The following is a 20,904-nucleotide window of genomic DNA, read 5'->3' on the forward strand; positions in this document are numbered from 1 at the left end:
GCCTGGGGTAATTCCTGATGGCAGCGTCGGAAGTTCCCCCCAGACCTATCCCCCTGATTGCCTGATAGCAGGACATCCCGGGCCTGGATTAAAATACTCACAGTCCGAAGATAACTTCGAGTCCGAGCGCATTGCCCTCTCAGCATGAGCTCCACCGCCAAAAGAGTTTTCAAGAGTAAAGAATGCAGGCCATGACCACGATTGGTAGAAATGATCTTCAGCAACTACTGGCATCTTGCCCCAGCTTGCTGTTACTGGATGTACTACCCCATATTTCTTATAAGGAATATCACATCAGGGGGGCCATCAATGCCCCGTTCGACCATCGTTTTGACAATGAAGTATCTGCACTCTGCCCGGACAAATCACAAACCATCGTCATTTATGGAATGAACTTTGAATGTCCGATCGCCAGCCAGGCTCTACAACGACTTGGCGAACTGGGATATGAAAATCTCTTCCATTATGAACCCGGCAAAGTCGACTGGAAAGCGGCTCTGCTACCTGTTGAACAGGGGCCTGCCGTACGCAATTCACTGGAAATTGAACAGGCCGACAAAGAGCAGCGATTTCTGTTTCTGCTCTCGCTGACCCAGGCACCCCTATTTGATCTTCTGCAGCTCTGATTAGAGGCCCTGCGGAGAGATGTACTTGAGGTCTCACATGAGATGAAAACAGTCACGCTACAAACTCCCGGGTGAAGTCAGGAGCTTGCAACGTGACTGATGTCTGCCTGGCGGAGCAGACAGAGGCTCCGCTGAGATCGCTCAGGTAAAATGGTGGTACTGGCGGTCCACATTGAGTTCATTCGTCAGTCGCCTGACCCCCTCAATCGGCAGTACACGTGTCTGGGCCAGCTGTTTCATGAAATAGGTTGGGACTTCTCCTTCCAGACAGACTTTCCCCTCCTCAGCAAACACCCTGACTTTCGCCAGGGAAGCATAGCCCGAAGACTGCAAGACACGTTTCACCTGTGCCACGAGTTGATGATCCGAATTGGAAAACAATTCTGTTTTTATTTCTCCCTGCAGTTTCACGCTGCCCTCCTTAGTTTGTCGAATGAGTCCTGAAAATATCATGGATTCGCTTCAGGATCTGGGTTTCACCTGAATTTTACGTGGCCTATTAAATTGCGATTTGGGCAGCACGATCGTCAATACGCCCCGTTCGCAGCTGGCTTCTATGTGCTCACTTTCGACCTCACAGGGCAGCTTAATCGATCGAGCGAAGCTGCCGACAGAACGCTCAACCCGGTGCCAGGTCTTCCTTTTTTCTTCTTGCTCAGTTTTCCGCTCACCTGTGATTCTTAATAGTTCTCCCACGACTTCCACTTCGATCTCATCGGGCTCAATTCCGGGTACGTCCATGCGGACTTCGACAGCATCTTCCGTTTCTGATATGTCCAAGGCTGCATTCAAGCCAGCACTCGTTATGCCTCCCGCCCCGGATATAGTATTTAACAGCTTCTCCATCTCACTTCTCAGATCTCCGAAGGGAGCTCTGCCCAGGAATTTGCTCACCTCTGGAACCGACTGATCCGCCCGCATTACTGTCCCTTTTAATTCTGGTGAAGTTGTCATATTCATTCTCCTGCTGAAATGAAATTGTGACTGATATCTGTCGGCATTGTTCAATCTGTGGCAGAGTTCCAAATGCCAATCAACTCACCAGTTATCCCTGCCACCGATCATTATGATTAAGATGCTAATTAATATTCTTCGACAAATAAATCGGGCAAAGTGCAGATCATTCCCGCCGGGCGTCCCTCCAGTAGACCTCAGAAATTCCCTGAGTCAGTAATATGATCTATCGTCATATCGTCTGACCTGAACGGGCCTGAAACAAGAGCCGTTCCGGACTTCAAACGACCAGGTGCTCTGCCGTCATCAGGGGTTCTTCTAACAGACATTCATCCTCACCCAGCATTTCCACCTGCACTTCACTGCGGCGAATCGGAATTTTTGCTGGGCATTTAATACCGATTCTGACTTTCCCACCTTGAATCCGCAGCACAGTCAACACGATATCATCATTGATACAAATCTCTTCATTTTTTTTGCGTGTTAAGACAAGCATGGCTTTCATTCCCTGAAAATGGAGTACGGGCTCGCTGGTTCTGGCAGCAGTATCGGGCCAGATAAACCAGTCGTTTAAGAGTAGACTGATCAAAGTGAGACAGTCGATTGGGACAGCGTGTGTTCAAGACCATCGAGCGCGTTGCGCTAACAATTCCCTCCAGTTCCTGATGACTCATCTTCTGAATCTGCTGATTCTCCAGTCCGGCAATCTCGCTCAGATCGTATTCGACTCGCTCCGTTATTTCCGGATTTACCTGAAAGCGTGACCGTTGTTTCAAATCAGCCGGCTGTGGCCAACTACCTGTCGTTCGCATAATATCTTTCCTCTCAAGAGAGTGTGATAAAGGCACAATTCCCTTAGTTACTCACATCCCTGCCTGAGACTCTCAGAGAAAAGCGAAATCAGTCAGGTTCAGGCCCGATGGCTGACTGTTTTTCTTGTTCTCCCCACTCGCCAGGACGAAACGAGCCAGAGCATAAGACATCCTGTAGAGCGTACATTACAAAACTCCGCAATCAGCGGTAATCGGAAAACTGACCTTTCTGCTCTGGGGGAAACCCCCAGGTCGTGGAATGCACCAGCAAACTTCTTCACAAATTCTTTACACACCTCTGGGGAACGGTTACCGTAGAATAGTGTTTGAAACCGAAAAGGAGGTCCCTTGAAACAGGAATCCAGCATGTCAGCAGGAGTTACGCTCCAGCCCCAGGGATCACCGATTCTGCTGGTCGAACCAGATCCTGAATCCCGTAACAGCCTGCTGCAGATTCTTGCAGAGGAAGGCTATCCGGTTGAGACTGCAGAGACAGTGGCTCAACTTTTCGACCGTAAGCGGTGGTCAGATTATTTTCTGATCATTCTGGAACACGACCTGCCTGATGGCAGTATCGAAGAAGTGCTTCCTCGAATAAAACAACTGGCCCCGTCAGCCGAATTGCTGGTCATCACTTCCCGGACCCGCATCGAAAACATGATTCTCGCCTTTCGCACCGGTGTCGCCGATTATTTCGTCAAACCCATCGATCCGGATCTGTTTCGGTCCTCAATTAAACGGATCCTGCAAAACCAAAGCGTTTCCAGCGAACTCCTGCAGACACAGGCCGAACTCAAAGCGATCGTGGAAACCGCCATTGAGGCGGTCATTACCATCAATCGCAGCGGGCTGATTCAATCATTTAACCCGGCTGCGGAAAAAATGTTCGGTTACCAGGAACATGAAATCATTAACCAGAACGTCAGCGTGCTCACTCCCGATGCGATCCGGGCTGTGCATGACCGGTATCTCACCCGTTATCTGGAAACAGGACAGGCCTCGATTATTGGTTCGCGGCGGGAACTGATGGCGCGACGACGTGATGGTAGCCTGTTCCCCATCGAGATCTCCGTTACGGATCTGCCCCAGTTCGGACTCTTCGCCGGAATCATTGGGGATATCAGTGAACGGAAACAGGCGGAACAGAAACAGGCCGATTTGACCCGGGCCGTCGCTGTCGCAGCCCAGCAGGAACGACGACAACTGGCAGACATCCTCCATGACCACCTCCAGCAGGTTCTCGTAGGAGTCCGCATCCACCTGGATATCGCTAAAAATGACACTACTGATGAATTCATCCGCCAGACTTTGACCCGCGCCGATGAACTGCTCAACCAGGGAATTGAAATCACACGTTCCCTGACCGCGGAACTCAACCCGGTCGTTCTACACGAAGAAGGCCTGGTCACTGCGCTGGAATGGCTGTCACACAACATGCAGGAACGCTACAACCTGAATGTCACACTCGACCTCGACCGCCAGGCGGAACCACAACACGATACAATCAAAGTCGCCTTATATGAATGCATTCGCGAACTGCTGTTTAACGTCGTCAAGCATTCGGAAACCACCGAAGCGCGTGTCTGCATGAGCCTGCTACCCGAAAACAAAATTGAGATTGTCGTTTCCGATCAGGGTGTGGGTTTCGATACAGAACAGCTCGATCACCAGATTTCCGATGCGAGTGGCATCGGCCTGAGCAATATTGAATTCCGGCTCTCACTCATCAACGGAAAATTCCGTCTCGAGTCCACACGAGGACAGGGAACCGTTGCCCGAATTATCACCTCACTGACCCCGATAGAAAACGCGGCCCTGTCGGGAGAATCCTGACAGGAATGCATCCTCTTAACCGGAAACTGCAAAAGTGAACAAACACACTATAGTCTGAACGCTGATTTTGTCTATGATTGAATGAGAGTCTGAAATGGTCAGTTCACCGCCGACGCACCTGGCTGATTCAAAAACTCTTTAACATCAAAACAGCGCATCCCTCAAACCGCATTCAGCCTCCGAACATAACGAGATTTCTACATGAGTCGTCCCACCAATCTGGCGGAACTCCGCGAAAGCGGCTGGCAAAGCAAAACAGTTAAACGAGAAATTTATGACAATTTGATGCAGGTCCTGCAACAGGGGGAGGAACTGTTTCCCGGCATTGTCGGCTATGATGATACTGTCATCCCCGACATCGTCCTCGCCCTGCTCTCTGAGCATGACATGCTCTTTCTGGGTGAAAAGGGGCAGGCTAAAAGCCGCATCATGCGACAACTGGTCCGGTTTCTGGATCCAGAGATCCCCTATCTCGATCTGCCTGAGTCGCCTGTGCACGACGATCCCTATCAGCCCATCACCAGTATCGGACGCAAATTTCTGGCGAATACCCCAGACCACGATGTACCCATCGCCTGGTGGTCGCGTGAAGACCGTTACGCGGAACGTCTGGCACCGGGAACCAAGTTTGCTGACGTGATCGGCGAAATCGATCCCGCCAAACTGGCGCACGGTGAAAGCATGTCTGCAGAAAGTGCACTACACTTCGGTCTGATTCCCCGCATGCACCGGGGCATCTTTGCCATGAACGAATTGCCCGAACTCGATGAACTGGTCCAGGTTGGTCTGTTCAATATCCTCGAAGAACGGGACGTCCAGATCCGCGGCTATCCCATCCGCTTCGACCTCGACATGCTGATTCTGTTCTCATCCAACCCCTCGACCTTCAACCGCAGTGGGAAAGTCATCCCCCAGTTGAAGGACCGCATCGGCTCGGTTGTTCATACGCATTATCCCCGGGAACGCAGCCTGGGAATTGAAATCATGGAGCAGGAAGCCAACGTCGATCTGGAAGGGGATGTCCCCGTGGTCGTTCCCTATTTCATGCGTGAGATTGTTGAACAGATATCCGTCGCTGCCCGCGCCTCAAAATACGTCGACCACGATTCCGGCGTGAGTGCCCGCTTCAGTATTGCCAACTATCGCATGATGGTCGCTTCAGCCCGCCGCCGAGGTGCGGTGCTCAATGAAAAACCGGCTGTTCCCCGTATCAGTGATCTGGGGCATCTCTACTCGTCCTCGCTGGGGAAGCTGGAACTCGACCTGATGGGCGCCAACCAGATGTCGGAGCGACAGGTGCTCGATTCCATCATCGCCCAGGCCATCCAGGATGTCTTTCAGGAATACATTGTCGAACATGGCCTCGCGGAGATCAGTGAGATCTTTTCCCAGGGAATTAAGATCGAAGTGGGTGACATGCTTCCCTCTTCCCAGTACGCCGAACGTCTGAAACGCGTTCCCCCGATCTGGGATAAAGCGTTCGAGGTCAATGCCTCAGGTGATGAAGCCGTCCGCGCGTCCTGTATTGAGTTCATTCTCGCAGGACTCTACGCCAACAGTAAAATTTCGCGTTCGCAGGATCATGGCCGCATCACTTACGAGACCTGATCACCCCCTGGCTCTCGTCAGAGAGATCGAGACACGACTATGACAGACAAACGACTGACCGGCGGTATTATTCATACTTACCAGAAGTATGACCCCAAACGCATCCCCGACCCGATGCAGCCGCCCCCGGACCTGGTATCCCCCGCGTTGAATCACATGATGTATTATGGATCGATGCGGGAACTGACCGAGGAAGAACTGGCCCGCGCCATTCGCCTCGATCCCAGCCAGATTGCCGGCCTCGGCCCGAGCTTGGATGCCCTGCTGGCCATGCTGGAGGAGCGGAAACGTAAAATCCTCGAAACCTACGAAACCGACGGCGTCCGTAAGAAAGCCCGCCGCAGTTATCACGATTACGCGAAACAGATCCAACCGCCGCGGAAGTACAAAGACTATTATCGACAGGCAGTCCGGGAAGAACAGATCTACGATCTGGAACGACTCTGGTACCGAATCAATGACGACCAGAGCCCCTTCTCCAAGGGACTGGTCCAGCTGGTGGACCGGCTGGGCAACAAGTACGAAATCGACGAACTCGCCGCCAACCACCATTTCACTGGACGGACTTCGCTGACGATCCCGGAAGCCCTCGAGATCAAAGCGGAACTCGAAAAGATCGATGAATTACTGAAACAGCTGGAAGAAGCCCGCGAGACGGCTCAGATTGCGATCATCGACATGGAGGCTCTCTCCGAATTCACTCAGCCCGGCGACATGGAAACGCTGGAAGCGATCCAGAAACAGGTCCGCGATATGCTGCGTGAGATGGCTGATCAACAGGGACTGGAATTCTCAAAAGGCCAGTTCCGTCTGACCCCCAAAGCTTACCGCCTGTTTCAAAGCCGTATCCTGGAACGAATTTTCAGCGATCTGCAAGCCTCACGTACCGGTCGCCACACAGGTCCTGTGGTTGGCGAAGGTGCAGTGGAAATGCCCAGCACTAAACCCTACGAATTTGGTGATTCGGTCTCAAACATGGACATCACTCAGTCCTTCACCAATGCCATTCTCAGAGACGGACCAGGGCTGCCAATCCGCCTGAAATCAGACGATCTGGTCATCCACAAGACACGCAATACACCCAAGTGCGCTACTACCGTGCTCATGGATATGAGCGGCTCCATGCGCTACGAAGGCCAGTACGTTAACGTCAAGCAGATGGGCCTGGCACTCGAAGCATTGATCCATGGCGAATTCCCCGGTGACTATCTGCAATTCATAGAGATGTACACGTTCGCCAAGCCGCGCACGGTCGGTGAAATCGCCGAGATGATGCCCAAACCGGTTACGATTTTCGATCCCGTCGTCCGTCTGAAGGTCGACATGAGCGACGAGAAGATCAGCGAGTCGATCATTCCGCCGCACTTCACCAACATCCAACACGGGCTCCAGCTCTCGCGGAACTTCCTGGCATTACAGGACACGCCCAACAAACAGATCATTCTGATCACCGACGGCCTGCCCACCGCACACTTCGAAGGGGAACAGCTCTATCTGCTCTATCCGCCTGATCCGCAGACCGAATCAGCCACCATGCGGGAAGCCTACCTCTGCCATCGCGAGGGAATCACGATCAATATTTTCCTGATTCCCAGCTGGTCCCAGTCGAGCGAAGACATCCAGTTCGCCCACCGTTTGGCCGAAGCCACCCAGGGCCGCGTATTCTTCACCGCCGGCCGCGACCTCGACCGCTACGTCGTCTGGGACTACGTCTCCCACCGGAAAGATATCATCGGTTGAGTTCTCTTCGAACTCAGCCAATAATATTGCCACTGCAAGTTAGCCTGCAGTGGCAATTTTAAATACTGATTCAATTAAGCTGTTCCCGAATTAGGTAGGCCCGATCGTGGAAACATCGACATCAAGTGTTGATAAGTCTGAACCGTCTTCGTGAGCCTCCACATTCACATATCCTGTGAGACGAAGTACATCTCCAGTCGAAAAGGTTAATGGATATGTTCGCTCAAAGAGAAAATTATGGCCGTAGTAACTCTGATCGGGAATAAAACTTTCCAGAATAGTTCCACTGGCATCCTTCACGATAACCTCATCGGTACCGGCCTGGATGCTGAGTACTTCATTCCCATTCTTTTTTACTGAGACGTAAGACAGACCGTGTGAATCTCCCACTGAAGTATACCTGTATTTCACATGTACGGTTGTCGTAGAAGTTCCGCCGGTCTCATGTAACAGCTCGTAGGACGCATCATATTCTGCCAGAGATGCATCCTTCACTGTAGTACCACTCAAACTAAAATCGATCACTTCCTGTTCATCCACATTTGAACCGCAAGTAACGCTATAAAGCGAAGTTCCTAGAGAAGCACCATAGGCTGCCCAATACTGGTCAGAGCTCCCATGTGTGCCGATGATACCGTCATAAGTTGTTCCCGTTTCCGTTGCACTGGGATTCCCAGTACAGGTATTTGACCAGACCTCTACTTCTCCTGTGAGCATCCCCCAGATGTCCCCCGGATCACCATAGGCCGGCGCTCCCATCCACATGCAGGCCAAGGCCAGCATTCCCGCATTGAGACTCCATTTTCGCCATCCAAACATCGACACTCTCCTTTAAGCAAAATGAAAGAAAGTAATTCACAGTCACCAAACAGCAGCTGTGAATTGTCTGGATACACTATACCAAAGCTGAATGAACACATGATTAGAATGAAATTAATATCACAACAATAAACATGCATAGATGCGATGCCCTGCCTCATACTTTTCCGGCTTTAAAATCCCATGATCATGAAACCAGATGCCCGTCACCTACTATACAGTCGGCATGTGGCATCCGATCCAATCCCCTTGTGGCTGAATGGGGCATACAGCAGACTGCGATCCCTGATGACAAGACTACCCGCTTTCAAAACAATTCAGAAAGAGTATCAGTATCGCCAGCAGGCAAACCGGTATGAGCACTCCCCGGACGAAGTTCTCATACCAGCCCCAGTTCACCCCAAAAACAGAAACCGTCTTGCTCCCGCTTACAACTCACGCATAGGAGGGACTAACCTGGCAACGGCGCGTCTTTGAGTTTCCACTCGTTCCCTTCACGCTGCAGCTTCCAGGTCATCTTCGTTTCCGTTTTTTCTCCCGCTTTCTTTCTCGCAGCGCTATCACCCTCCTGCGATGAAACGATGCCCCCGATGATTTTCACCGGGACCGTGGCTTCATCACCACTGATTTCCGCTTGACCATCAATCATGTAGGCATATTTCCCGTAATCTTTACGGTTCTCGGGAGCAGCACCTGCCACAAAAGCCGCCTGAAACATCTGCTCGTCCGCAGAGCTGTCTCCCAGTCCGGCGACTTGCGCCAGCACATCTTGCTCAACAGTCGTTTGAGTATCGCCATCACCACCACATCCCACCAGCATACTCGCTGAGAGAATGATCATCAGGTATCTCATCATTTCAAGTAATCTTTCTACTCTCTCAATAAAAAAGCACGCTACAGACACCTAGTCCCTGTAGCGTTTTCATGAAGCTCACGCTAATCAAAATTCACTAATCGCTTCCCCATTACGGATTGTATTCAACGGGTGCCAGATGGCATTTTTGTCGATGTTGTCACTGATAAAGCGGACGGCTCCATCAGCCATCAGAGCGTTGACGCCCCCGGTATGATAGCTGCGGGCAGCCGCATACACATCCGCAGTGGAACGATCCTCGGTACAGTTCAGATAAGGATTCGTTGTACCTGAGATATTTTCATCACAGGCTGCCAGAATATCAGCGACACGTGCATTGGGAGTGTTATAAGCGGTAAAGATGGTTGCTCCCATCGCCACAGATAACCAGACTCCACGAATGTCAGTTCCACTGGTGCTACTGTAGCCATCTGCACTGACAATTTCACTCATCGCAACAGTGTTGCTCATCCCATCAGTAAAATCACTGTCGGTGCTACCCTTATCATGCTGAAACAGGTCGCCAGACCCACCATGGATGATCGCAATTTTATCCTGCGTCGTGAAGTAACAGCCAAAGGCCCCCTTGGTACTGCGGCTCTCCCAGGAAAGCATATTCCCACTTCCCCAGCTGGCAGCATAGTTGTTCCCTTTAGCCAGTGCTTCCAGACCATAACTTCCGTCAGAAAACTGCCCCTTGTCACGGGGAGCCGATGGACAGTGATTGAACTTTGGCAAACGTTTCCGTCCCACATTGGAAGCCACAGAGATGGCTTCACAATGATCCCAGGGATTACTGGTACCATCTGTTGCTGTTTTCTGCTTCAAATCTTCCCCACAGGCGGAGATCTGATCCCAAATTGCCGGCTGTTCCATAAAAGGCAGCAACATCACCATCCAGTGAAAACCAGACTCATTCTGACCGTTCTGCCAGCCACCTGTCTGAAAGCGGTTCCCGGATTCATCAAAACAGACAAAGCCAGGAGGAAATGCCCCGTGAGTATCCAGATGATTGTGCAACGCCAGCCCAAACTGCTTCAGGTTATTTTTGCACTGGGACCGGCGGGCTGCTTCGCGAGCCTGTTGGACGGCGGGTAGCAACAGAGCAATCAGGATGGCAATGATCGCAATCACCACCAGCAGCTCAATCAGGGTGAAACCGCGACGACAGTTCTGACTCGACTGTTTCTGCGATTGTTGAAGTTGCATTGGTAAGACTCTCCTTCTTAGTTAAACAAAGAAAAATATTTTTGAGAACAATAAGACCATACTCTCAGCACCGAATACGTTTCCGGACTCTGTAAAACATCTCAAACGATCTCAAATCAGAATGCCCTGATCCCTGGTGGATCAGCAGCTTTTAGACTTTCGATTTCCATTGCCTGACCGTGGTTAAAACTCTCCATTCCGCCAGACCTGCAGACAGCCAAAGTGTTGCTGCTGCAAAGAGGTAATCAGTTTCTGCCCAGACTGCCCGTAGCGAGTCGCATCAAGTGCCATCGCCTGATGAGCGTATTCTCGTGCTTTCGCTGTCTGTTGCGTATCTTCGTAATATTGCGCGAGAAGAAAGTGCTGGTCCGCTGTGGGAGCCAGCGACAACGCCGATAGATACGCAGTTTCTGCTGCTTCATAGTTCCCTCGTTTTCGTTCAGCAAATGCAATCCCTTTCCAGGAGGCTACAACGCCTGCCTGCTGCTGTTCGGAAGCTGGTAACTTTTCCCAGGCCTGTAATGCCCGGCGATATGCCTGCTGACTTTCGGCCCAATGCTGCTGCTGTTGATAGAGGTTGCCGAGCAGCTGGCTGGTCAGCGGGCTGACCGTGGATTTGTCATACCAGGGTAACAGTAGATCAATGGCTGCCTGATCCTCCCCGAGGATGGCCAGCAGCCGGGCACGATGGTAGGTCGACTCTTCATTGTGGGATGTCTGCTGGTTCATGTATGCCAGGCTCCGCTCTACATCAAAGCAGTCATGATCCAGGTCGCGTGCTACGTCGTCGGCAGGCTGTCCTCCAATCTTGCCCCAGGGAGAAAGAATACAGACTTCGCGTACAACTTGCCGGGCATCACCCAGTCGACCGCTCCCCAGATATTCATCTACCTGTTGCGCCATTTCATCCACGCGGGACTGAATATAAAACACGGGAACCAACAATGCCGTCAGACAGACCGTGCTCCACACGAGTTTGCCTGCCCGCACGGAACCTTGCGGGATTTCCGTCCGGAAGAACCTGCCTGTCAGCAGTATCAACGACAGAATCAGCCAGAATGCAATCACGGGCCTCAGAATAAATGATTCCCAGGCATCGTATTCACTAAGTGCCCCGCTGGCATGACTGCTGCTGAAGAGAAAAACGAGAATCCCGGCGGTCCCGGTCAGCGCGATCAGGTTCACGATCTTAAAGAGACCCGGACTGTGGTATTTGAGCACGCCCTGCATCCACTCTGACACCACAATCGCCAGTGGCAGCATACAGAGAAAATTGACAATCGTGATGTCGGCCCGAGCAAAAGGCAGGCTCAACCCACCTGAGTTGCGAATGCTCTGTGCCCACCAGCCTGCCAGACAGGCAATAAACAGCCCCGCAACAATCGGGACAGTTCTGTCGGGAACGGAGTTATATTTGATCAGATCAGACGTGGAATTCTCATTCAGATTCTGTGACTTGGACTGACGTGCATTCATGTCGTTACCGCCTTCCGTGATTTCCAGATCAGACCATCATAGGCATAGTGCAGAAAGGCCATGATCAGGTTTGCGGTCAGCCAGAGTTCCATCAGATGGGTCTGCATCAGCCAGGCCCCCATCCCTAGAATGACAATGAAGACCGCCAGAATCATTCCCCAGCGAGGCATGAGTCGTTTAAACAGCTCGGTCGTTGATCTTCCAGACTGGTTCGTCCGGTCAACGGCCCAACTGACAATCGCCAGATATTCAATCGAATGAAACAGAGCAGAGGCCGTAGTCAGCACCAGCAGCAGCATGGGACTTCGGGCCACTACCGCCCCCAGCATTGCCAGGTAAAGCGTCATCACACTCGTAAAATACAGACAGCGGCCCACAGTCTGGGCCCGCAACTGCCAGAATTCACGCAACATCATTCCGATCGGGATTGTCGCAAACAGAGAATCGAGGATTCCCCACCCCGGTGTGGAACTGCCCCACGAAGCCCAGCTGGCGATCCGAAGCGTGACATACAGCAGAAAACTCCGCATCAGCCATTTGTCGATACGCGACCGCTGAGGAGAAATCCCCCCGGTCTTCCGACCATAGATGCTGTAGATTCCATGATGCTGAGCAGCGAAGTGCCACGCGTTCCAGATATAATCAATGGTCAACAGACAGGTCAGCGCTCCGGTGGATATTTTGACCGCCAGCGGGATGGTCAGCAGACAGACTGTGATCAGGATGTATTTGTTTCGATTCGCTTCCAGGCGATCGCGTTCCATGAACAGCAAAGCCGGCGTAATCCAGCGGTGCGGCGTCGTAATGAAATAGACCTGCCAGAAGCTGATCCCACTCTGAATTTCCAGTCCGCCCCACCACTGCAGCAGTACGAGCAGAGGCCAGCCCAGGTTAACGAGAAACAACAGATCATATTTAGGATCGACCAGCCAGGCGGATCGCAACGATTCACGGAACTGGCCCGTCACAGCTGCAGAAGGTTCTGATACCGCCTCTGGTAGGTACGTTGTTGAGGAAACTTGTGACATATTGAAAATTACACCAAAGCCATTTCAGTGCACCGAAACAGTTTTGTGAGGAAGGAGAAAGCGACTTGCAGCCTACTCGACCAAAGACAGCTTTCCGCGGAAAACTAAACCTGACGCGTTTGAAATCACATCAGATTTGGAAGGCATCTTAGAGCTGATTTATTAAGAATCTGTGAGCAAATGAAGAAAATACACTCACAGAAATTCGCAAAAAAAAAGCCCCGACGAGTGAGGGGTAAAGCACACAAATAATTTTTCAGATTAATGTTTCGTGAATTCGAAATGTGAGTTACATCAAGAAAACTAATTTTCAGAAAGGCTCTGAATCGAAGGAATATCTGTGAATCGGCGCAGCAGTGAACCTGTCCGCCCGTATTTCAGGGAACAGAATGTTCTATAGAGAAGAGAATGACAGGGAAACACGACACCAGTGCCCCCTGCCTATTCAGGCGGATCTTAGCCAGCGGGCTGTTCTGGATTGAAGCCTTTGATATTCCGCCCGTGGGGTTTCACTGCAGAATTGTCATCGCTCACCCGGAAAAAGGTAGAGGTGCTCTTTCCCGAGGCCAGTTCTTTGACGCGGGCACACCAGATTCCAGCTTTGTCATTAGGAGCAATTTGAATCTGGAAATCCTGTTTCCCGTCGACCAAAGCCCGATAACCGGAAAACTCGGCCAGGCGTCCCTCGGCATCTTCGATCGTAACCTCGACCGGGATCACGGCCGACACCGGTTGTCCCTGCGGGTCGACGACACTGAGGGATACAGTGCCACTCTCACCCCGTTTGAGTTTTTCAGGCACCTTCACAGTTACACCAGAAACAGGCTGATCAGTTACCAGGTAAATCCCCCCGGCTCCCGGTGCCAGTTGAATCCCTGCCGTCTGCTTGCCTTCTACCTGTTTCACAGATACAGGCTGGTGACGTACCAGGTCATACATGTGACCTGCGGGGCGATTCAGCGTAAGAGTTGTCTCAGCAGGTAAACCATTTTCCATAACGCGTCCATGCTGGCCCACGTAGTCGCCAAACTCACGTCGATCATTGACCACAAACAGGTAGTCCGCAGCCTTACCCCGACGACAGTAAGGAATCACGTCTGGATTTGACGAATCCAGGTACCGCTCGTATTTACCAGCGAGGGACTGACGCAGTTCCAATGCCTTCTTCTGCAGTTCCTGTTTGTCCTGCTCCGCATTTCCGGTTCTTCTGTACGAAGTGATGACAAGATCCGGCTTCACTCCGGGCGCGACATGCTCGTCGGCAACCACGATGCCTCCCCGCTGCTGGAAGGCTTTGATCTCATTTAAAATAGCTTCAGTCACCACATCACAATCCATCATGAACAGTACTTTATATTGATCCAGTCCATGCTGTTGAATCGATTCGTCGAAGACCACATCGGTCTGTAACCCAGCCCACTGCAGCATCTGATGGGCGTCACCCAGCCAGTATCCGTTCCAGCCATACGTCCCCCGTCGCGCAAAGACCTGGGCTGCAAAACTTTCATAGTAGGCAATGTCATTACGGGGTGCGGGAATCTGCTTTAGTGCAGGTCCCAGAGGCTGTACCACCTCGTGAATCAACCGTTTGAGTTCATGCTGCGTCTGGGGATTGGTATAGCGATACCCGCTGGTCGATTCCGTAGGTACCAGCGACTGCCAGCCATGATACATGATGCCTTTAATCGGACGCGAAATCTTGGCCCAGAACGCCTCGCGTAACTGCATGGGGGCGATCGTGATAAAGGGGGCATCCGGCTGTTCCCGTTCCCAACTCGCCAGAGGCGGAGTGTCTTTGTCGGTCTTCTTCGGCTGTGGCGCAGTCTGTGAACGATACCAGATGATCTGTGTCATCTTCATCACATCCTGATGCTTGCTGGAACCACGGGCCATGGCGAACAGTTCGTCCAGTACCACGTTAATTCGAATCGGATCGGGATAGGTATAGGTCCAGTGCGAGAGAAAATCGACATTCCCCCCTGCCCCAAACACACTCGCCACACGCATCGCGGGATCATACCAGGTCCAGATCTTGTCGTCGGTCGAGTTCAGTCCCCGCTCCAGGTCGCTGTTCAAATCGTTCCAGCCATCGCCGGTCTTCCAGTGCCACTTGTAATAGACATACAGCGGATTGTCATCTTTGATGATCCGGTCCGACGGGAAGTCCTTCAGTTTTTTATAATCCACGCCACGTGGCGGTCCCGCTTCTGCGGGAATATCAATGCCGGCAAATTTACGGAACGCGGCCTGGTCATGCTCGTGAAAACAGGGACGCGAATGTCCGCGAACTTCGGTATGCAGCAGTGCGGAATCGTAGGCAGGATAATCTCCATACGTTTCGGCAACCGAAACGCCCACGTTGTAACAGAACTCCTTGATCTCTGGAAACAGCGGGCAGATATCTTCCCGGCTTTCATGGTGCGTTCCATCCCGGCTGACACGCTGTAATTTCTCCTGGCTCCGCAACCAGGATCCGGGAGAAAGTCCTGCATAAAACGAAACCCCGTTTGCCAACCCTCGATCCAACCCCTCACGCAGGGCCTGGACCTGTTCTTCGTCATCGGCCAGTGTCGGCTTACCAGCCTGCCAGATCTTGGAATAATTCGCCCGCACACCAGCGGCATGCGTGAAACCAATTTCTTTCAGGCGATCGATTTCATTGATCCCGGCTCCCCACATCACGACCGGGAATCGGTCCGGCAGAGGGCGGGAGACGATCTGGATCGGAAACGAAGCTTCGGCTGTTGTCCCTGTCGCCTTATCCGTTTCCAGTTCTGCTTTCAGTTCATACTTGTCGGGGCGTAAAGCGGTATTTAAGGGAAAGGAAACCTTGCGTGGTTGCCCCGGTTCCAGATTTTTCAACGTCGATGTCCCCTGCACCAGTCCATTAAGAGACCAGGTGACCGTCGCTTCCGGTAGAGGCTTTCGCTGCAGATTCGTGACTTCAAAATCGAGCGTCCGTTCGGGTTCCATGCGGACAAAACAGGATCGCTCTGAAATCCGTTCGAAGCGGACGGGGCGAAATTCCAGTTCCCCTTCACTGATCCGTACCTGATCGATCAGTCCCGGAAAGCCGCCGTAATTACTTCCGGTCCGATCTCCGATTGTGAGATAACGGGAACCGGCTGCGACCGCGCCCACATCGTTAACGGTCTTTTCCCCCCAGGGAATTCCGTTAATCAGAAATCGACCGCGTCCCGCGCCGTTGTACAGGAAGACAACGTGATACCAGTTCTCGGGCTCCAGCTGCATTGGATTCGAAAACCAGGTCTCTGATTTGTTACCAAACCCCAGGACGGCCTTTAAAGTCCGCGAGCCGGTACGCCCTGCGGGAGTAAACACCAGCTGGTAATCGGTGTCACTCACATATTTTTTATCCAGCAAATAAGGAGTCGCAGCTTTTACGATATCTTTTTCCGGCTTGATCCACATTTCCAGGGTGAATGCACCACGGGGTGAGAGGTGTGGCGAGTCGGGCACCATCGCCCAGTGACGCTTATCAATCACCGGAAAACCGGGAAAGGAACGCATCGCGGCTCCGAAACGGCCCTTGGGTTCAATCTCAGCCCCATCAAAAGTGGCGTCCAGCTTATGTACTGAAAGATCTGCGCCGGGCTTTTCTCCATCAAAGGTCCATAATCCCAGCACATGCTTGCCGGTCGCGTTTTCCTTTGTGTATTGCGACTGCCAGGGTTCCTGCAGATCCTGACTGGACGGTTCAGCTGACTTTGCTGTGAAAGGAGATGAAAGGAAAACCAGTACGAGTCCGAACGTTATTAACGATCTCAGCATGAGCGATCACCACTAGAAAGATTAGCTTGCGAATTTGTGAACTTTTTAAAGTAATTACTGGCTTCAGTGTAGCAACTCCAATTCGGTCTGAAAACTGACCAGAGAGGATGTCTGCTTTTGTATGAGCTTCCTGCAAATTCAGTCTGTTTGTTTGACAGTCGTGATCCTGCTATGATCGTGCACAATCACGTTTCGTGATCCATGCGCTCCCTTCTGAACTCTGTACCTGTCTCTTTGAATCATTCACTGCTCATGAACGCCCAAACTCCCCATCAGCCGACTACTACGCCGCCACTCGTGATCATGACTGACCTGGATGGCACTCTGCTGGATCATGATACCTATTCCTATGCGCCCGCGATCCCTGTGATGGAACGTCTCAAGAAAGCCGGAATTCCTCTGATGCTCAATACGAGCAAAACGGCAGCGGAGCTGATGAGTTTGCGCCATGAACTGGAAAATTCAGATCCCTATGTTGTAGAAAATGGATCAGCGCTTTATCTGCCTGCCGACTTCCTGGCGGAGAACTCTGCACAAAATTCGGGAGACCATGTGCACATTCTGGGGGCAGTCCGCTCCGAAATTCTGACTTTGATTCAAAAAATCCGGGTGGATGAAAAATTCCTGTTTACCGGATTTGCAGATATGGAAGTCGCTGAAGTCATTGAATATACGGGGTTATCGGAAAGTGCAGCCCGACAGGCTATGACCCGTGAATTCTCCGAACCCCTGATTTGGCAGGACTCGGCACATCAATTGCGTAAGTTTGAAGCACTGATTGCCAATCATGGTCTACGGCTGCTGCGTGGCGGCCGGTTTGTGCATGTGATTGGTGCGTGTGACAAAGGAAAATGTCTGCAATGGTTTCGCAACTGGTTTGCATCGGCTGATCAACGTGTGCCCCGCTTTGTGGCGCTGGGTGACAGTCAGAATGATGTGGCCATGCTGAAAACAGCAGACATCGCGGTCATTGTGCGCTCTTCCCATCATGAACCTCCTGATCTTGAACAGCAGTCTGCGGTCATAATCACTGACGAAACCGGTCCACAAGGCTGGGCCACTGCGTTGACCCAAATACTGGATGACGAACAAATCTGATCATCCCGTGTTGTTGCGCTCAAACATTGATCATGGAGATCTGGTATGGGAGACTTCTACCAAAACGGAATTATTACGACCCTGCACAATCTCTCTTCCCGATCGCTGGAAGAGATGGAGGCGGAACTGCTCCAGTTTTCCAAAATCCGCCCCATGAGCCTGGTGCTTCCCTGTCTCTACAGCGAACTGGAAGGCCCGGCCCTCGATAAAATTGTTACGGAACTCGCACAGGTTAATTACCTGCAGGAAATTGTGATTGGCCTCGATCGGGCCGACGAAAATCAATATAAACATGCGATCCAGTTCTTCAGCCGCCTGCCTCAGAAACATCGCATTCTCTGGAACGACGGCCCCCGCCTGCAGGAAGTCAACACACTGCTGCAGAACCAGGGACTGGCACCCAACGAACTCGGAAAAGGCTGTAACGTCTGGTTCTGTCTCGGGTATGTCCTCGCACAGGGGACCGCGTCATCCGTCGCACTGCACGACTGCGATATTCTGACTTACGATCGCAGCATGCTCGCACGCTTGATCTACCCGGTCGCCAACCCGAGCTTCAACTACCAGTTCTGCAAAGGCTATTATGCCCGCGTGGCGGATAATAAAATGAACGGTCGCGTCACCCGACTGCTGGTGACTCCCCTGCTCCGTGCTTTGAAGAAAATTCTGGGTTCACTGGATTATCTTGAATATCTCGACAGCTACCGTTATCCGCTGGCCGGGGAGTTCTCGTTCCGTACCGATGTGATCAACGACATTCGCATTCCCAGTGACTGGGGGCTGGAAATCGGTGTACTCTCCGAAGTCAAACGCAATTACTCGACAAACCGTTTGTGCCAGGTTGATATCGCCGACCGCTACGATCACAAACATCAGCAACTCTCTGTCGATGACGCACAGGCAGGGCTTTCGAAAATGTCCATTGATATTTCGAAAGGGATCTTCCGTAAACTCGCCACCAATGGCGTTGTCTTTTCCACGGAAACCTTCCGCTCCATCAAGGCGACCTACTACCGGATCGCCCTCGACTTTATTGAAACCTATCGCAACGATGCCATCATTAATGGACTCGCACTGGATGTTCATAACGAGGAAAAAGCCGTTGAGCTGTTTGCAGAAAATGTGTTAAAAGCGGGGATTCACTTCCTGGATAACCCCATGGAAACGCCGTTTATCCCCAGTTGGAACCGCGTTCAGAGCGCGGTTCCCGACATCTTTACCCGTTTGTGTACCGCCGTTGACGATGATTACCGGGAGTTTGCCTGAACCGATGACCGAACCTGTCGCGCACTCTGCCATCAGTGAATACCGTTTCATGGTCGAGAACCATCTCAAGATCATTTATCCCGAGCTGGACCATGCAGCGTTTGCCCAGGATCTAATCGACATCATGTGTCCGGACGGGCAGTGCCAGACGCCGGAAACACATCAGAATCACTGGGACCAGCGAAACGTCGTCATGATCACTTACGGCGACAGTCTGCTGGCAGAAAACGAGCCCCCCCTGCAGACCCTGCTCCATTTCTCGGAAAAATATCTCAGCAATACAATCAACGGCATTCATATTCTCCCCTTCTTCCCATATAGCTCTGATGATGGTTTTTCGGTGATCGATTACTATCAGGTGAATCCCACCCTCGGTGACTGGGAAGACATCAATGCCATCGCGGAAAAATTCCAGTTAATGTCGGATCTGGTCATCAATCATTGTTCGAGTCAGAGCGAATGGTTTCAACAGTTTAAACGTGGCGAATTTCCCGGCCGGGACTTTTTCTTCTGTGCCAGCCCGGACGACGATCTGGCCGATGTCGTTCGCCCCCGTACCAATGAACTGCTGCAGCGCATCGATACGCCGGAAGGACCGCGATACGTCTGGTGCACCTTCAGCCATGATCAGATTGACCTGAACTTCGCAGAGCCGCTGCTACTTAAAGAAGTGGTGAAGATTGTCAAACTTTACCTGGACCATGGTGTGCAGATTTTTCGCCTCGATGCGATCGCGTTCATCTGGAAAGTCGCAGGAACCACCTGTCTCAGCCTGCCCGAAACCCATGAAATCGTCCGCCTGCTGAGAACCCTGATCCAGTTTGTCTCCCCTAAAGCCCTGATTCTCACAGAAACCAATATTCCCAATCGCGAAAATCTGGCTTACTTCGGCAACTCGAACGAAGCCCATGCCATCTATAATTTTTCACTGCCCCCACTGCTGGTCAACGCCATGCTCTGCGGCAGCTGTCAGCATCTGAAGACCTGGATGATGAGTATGCCCCCTGCACTGCATGGTACGACTTATCTGAACTTCATCGCCTCTCACGATGGAATCGGCTTGCGACCGGCGGAAGGCCTGATGGACGATGAAGAGATCAACCAGATGGTCACCATGATGGAGCAGTTCGGCGGCCGCATCTCAATGCGTTCCCTTCCGGGTGGAGGCATGCGCCCTTACGAGATCAACATCTCTCTGTTTGACGCCATGAAAGGCACAATCGACGGAGAAGATGAATGGCAGATCCCTCGCTTCCTCTGTGCGCATGCCATCATGATTGCCCTGGAAGGCATCCCTGCCCTTTACATTCACAGCTTTCTGGGGACCCATAACGACCAGGAAGGCGTCGAACGCACGGGGCACAACCGCTCCATCAACCGGCATCGCTGGGACTATGAACAATTGCAGGCGGTTCTGGCCGATGAAAATTTCTCACACGCCCATGTCTTCCAGGGACTCTGCCATCTGCTTCAGGTTCGCAGACGTCAGCCCGCGTTCCATCCCAACGCGACCCAGTTCACTTTACATCTGGGGGATGCCGTCTTTGCTTTCTGGCGACAGAGCATGGATCGCCAGCAGAGTATTTTCGCGCTGAACAATGTGTCAAATACCGAGCAGATCCTGCCCCTCTCAGAGATCAACCTGATCGGCACCGATTCCTGGATCGATTTGATCAGCGGCGAAATCTATTCCAACCTCAGAGCAGAACTGGTACTCAAACCTTACCAGGTGGTCTGGTTGACGAATATGTTTGAGCGTGAGTAACTTCTCCTGATTTCACACGGTAATG

The 20,904-nt window shown here is 51.9% G+C and carries 16 protein-coding genes; 7 read left to right on the forward strand and 9 right to left on the reverse strand.

Annotation, left to right across the window (positions count from 1 at the left end; all coding sequences use genetic code 11):
- Positions 1-182 precede the first annotated feature (182 nt).
- Positions 183-626 carry a rhodanese-like domain-containing protein gene (locus FYZ48_RS01985; RefSeq protein WP_149336987.1) on the forward strand — a complete coding sequence of 148 codons (444 nt, stop codon included), beginning with the start codon at positions 183-185 and terminating at the stop codon, positions 624-626.
- A gap of 141 nt (positions 627-767) precedes the next feature.
- Here FYZ48_RS01985 and FYZ48_RS01990 read toward each other — a convergent pair whose 3' ends face one another.
- The 3 genes from FYZ48_RS01990 to FYZ48_RS02000 all read right to left on the reverse strand — a co-directional run bounded on the left by FYZ48_RS01990 (position 768) and on the right by FYZ48_RS02000 (position 2,085).
- Positions 768-1,037 carry a BON domain-containing protein gene (locus tag FYZ48_RS01990; RefSeq protein ID WP_187781832.1) on the reverse strand — a complete coding sequence of 90 codons (270 nt, stop codon included), beginning with the start codon at positions 1,035-1,037 and terminating at the stop codon, positions 768-770.
- A 51-nt stretch (positions 1,038-1,088) separates the two neighbouring features.
- The gene (locus tag FYZ48_RS01995; RefSeq protein ID WP_149336992.1) at positions 1,089-1,586 is read right to left on the reverse strand and encodes an Hsp20/alpha crystallin family protein; all 498 of its coding nucleotides are present in this window, start codon (positions 1,584-1,586) and stop codon (positions 1,089-1,091) included.
- Between the two features lie 274 nt (positions 1,587-1,860).
- A complete protein-coding gene (locus FYZ48_RS02000) occupies positions 1,861-2,085 on the reverse strand; it encodes a carbon storage regulator (protein WP_242022302.1) in 225 nt (74 codons plus the stop codon).
- 673 nt (positions 2,086-2,758) lie between these two features.
- Between FYZ48_RS02000 and FYZ48_RS02005 the strand changes: the two genes are divergently transcribed.
- The 3 genes from FYZ48_RS02005 to FYZ48_RS02015 all read left to right on the forward strand — a co-directional run bounded on the left by FYZ48_RS02005 (position 2,759) and on the right by FYZ48_RS02015 (position 7,573).
- Positions 2,759-4,225 (forward strand): PAS domain S-box protein, encoded by a 1,467-nt coding sequence (locus tag FYZ48_RS02005; protein ID WP_149336994.1) that lies wholly within the window; start codon positions 2,759-2,761, stop codon positions 4,223-4,225.
- A 201-nt stretch (positions 4,226-4,426) separates the two neighbouring features.
- The gene (locus tag FYZ48_RS02010; RefSeq protein WP_149336996.1) at positions 4,427-5,833 is read left to right on the forward strand and encodes a magnesium chelatase; all 1,407 of its coding nucleotides are present in this window, start codon (positions 4,427-4,429) and stop codon (positions 5,831-5,833) included.
- Between the two features lie 39 nt (positions 5,834-5,872).
- Entirely contained in the window at positions 5,873-7,573 is a 1,701-nt protein-coding gene (locus FYZ48_RS02015) for a hypothetical protein (protein ID WP_149336998.1), read from the forward strand.
- A 90-nt stretch (positions 7,574-7,663) separates the two neighbouring features.
- Here the strand turns inward: FYZ48_RS02015 and FYZ48_RS02020 are convergent, their stop codons facing one another.
- From FYZ48_RS02020 to FYZ48_RS02045, 6 genes are all read right to left on the reverse strand, one after another.
- Positions 7,664-8,392 carry a hypothetical protein gene (locus tag FYZ48_RS02020; protein WP_145439532.1) on the reverse strand — a complete coding sequence of 243 codons (729 nt, stop codon included), beginning with the start codon at positions 8,390-8,392 and terminating at the stop codon, positions 7,664-7,666.
- Positions 8,393-8,843: 451 nt separating this feature from the next.
- Positions 8,844-9,248, reverse strand: a complete 405-nt coding sequence (locus FYZ48_RS02025) for a hypothetical protein (protein ID WP_149337000.1) — start codon at positions 9,246-9,248, stop codon at positions 8,844-8,846.
- Positions 9,249-9,332: 84 nt separating this feature from the next.
- Positions 9,333-10,454: a DUF1559 domain-containing protein gene (locus FYZ48_RS02030; RefSeq protein WP_149337002.1), complete on the reverse strand. Its 1,122-nt coding sequence runs from the start codon at positions 10,452-10,454 to the stop codon at positions 9,333-9,335.
- 183 nt (positions 10,455-10,637) lie between these two features.
- Positions 10,638-11,930 (reverse strand): tetratricopeptide repeat protein, encoded by a 1,293-nt coding sequence (locus FYZ48_RS02035; RefSeq protein WP_149337005.1) that lies wholly within the window; start codon positions 11,928-11,930, stop codon positions 10,638-10,640.
- On the reverse strand, positions 11,927-12,898 hold the full coding sequence (locus FYZ48_RS02040) for a hypothetical protein (protein WP_149337007.1): 972 nt from the start codon (positions 12,896-12,898) through the stop codon (positions 11,927-11,929). Before FYZ48_RS02040 ends, FYZ48_RS02035 begins: the two co-directional genes overlap by 4 nt.
- 516 nt (positions 12,899-13,414) lie before the next feature.
- On the reverse strand, positions 13,415-16,750 hold the full coding sequence (locus FYZ48_RS02045; protein ID WP_149337009.1) for a LamG-like jellyroll fold domain-containing protein: 3,336 nt from the start codon (positions 16,748-16,750) through the stop codon (positions 13,415-13,417).
- Positions 16,751-17,002: 252 nt separating this feature from the next.
- Between FYZ48_RS02045 and FYZ48_RS02050 the strand changes: the two genes are divergently transcribed.
- From FYZ48_RS02050 to FYZ48_RS02060, 3 genes are read left to right on the forward strand one after another with little or no spacing between them, the layout of a single operon-like run.
- Positions 17,003-17,848, forward strand: coding sequence for an HAD-IIB family hydrolase (locus FYZ48_RS02050; protein ID WP_187781833.1), 846 nt, complete (start codon positions 17,003-17,005; stop codon positions 17,846-17,848).
- 45 nt (positions 17,849-17,893) lie between these two features.
- A complete protein-coding gene (locus FYZ48_RS02055) occupies positions 17,894-19,114 on the forward strand; it encodes a glycosyl transferase (protein ID WP_145181458.1) in 1,221 nt (406 codons plus the stop codon).
- A gap of 4 nt (positions 19,115-19,118) precedes the next feature.
- The gene (locus FYZ48_RS02060; RefSeq protein WP_149337013.1) at positions 19,119-20,879 is read left to right on the forward strand and encodes a sugar phosphorylase; all 1,761 of its coding nucleotides are present in this window, start codon (positions 19,119-19,121) and stop codon (positions 20,877-20,879) included.
- Positions 20,880-20,904 lie beyond the last annotated feature (25 nt).

The sequence above is a fragment of the Gimesia chilikensis genome, assembly GCF_008329715.1.
GTDB lineage: Bacteria > Planctomycetota > Planctomycetia > Planctomycetales > Planctomycetaceae > Gimesia > Gimesia chilikensis.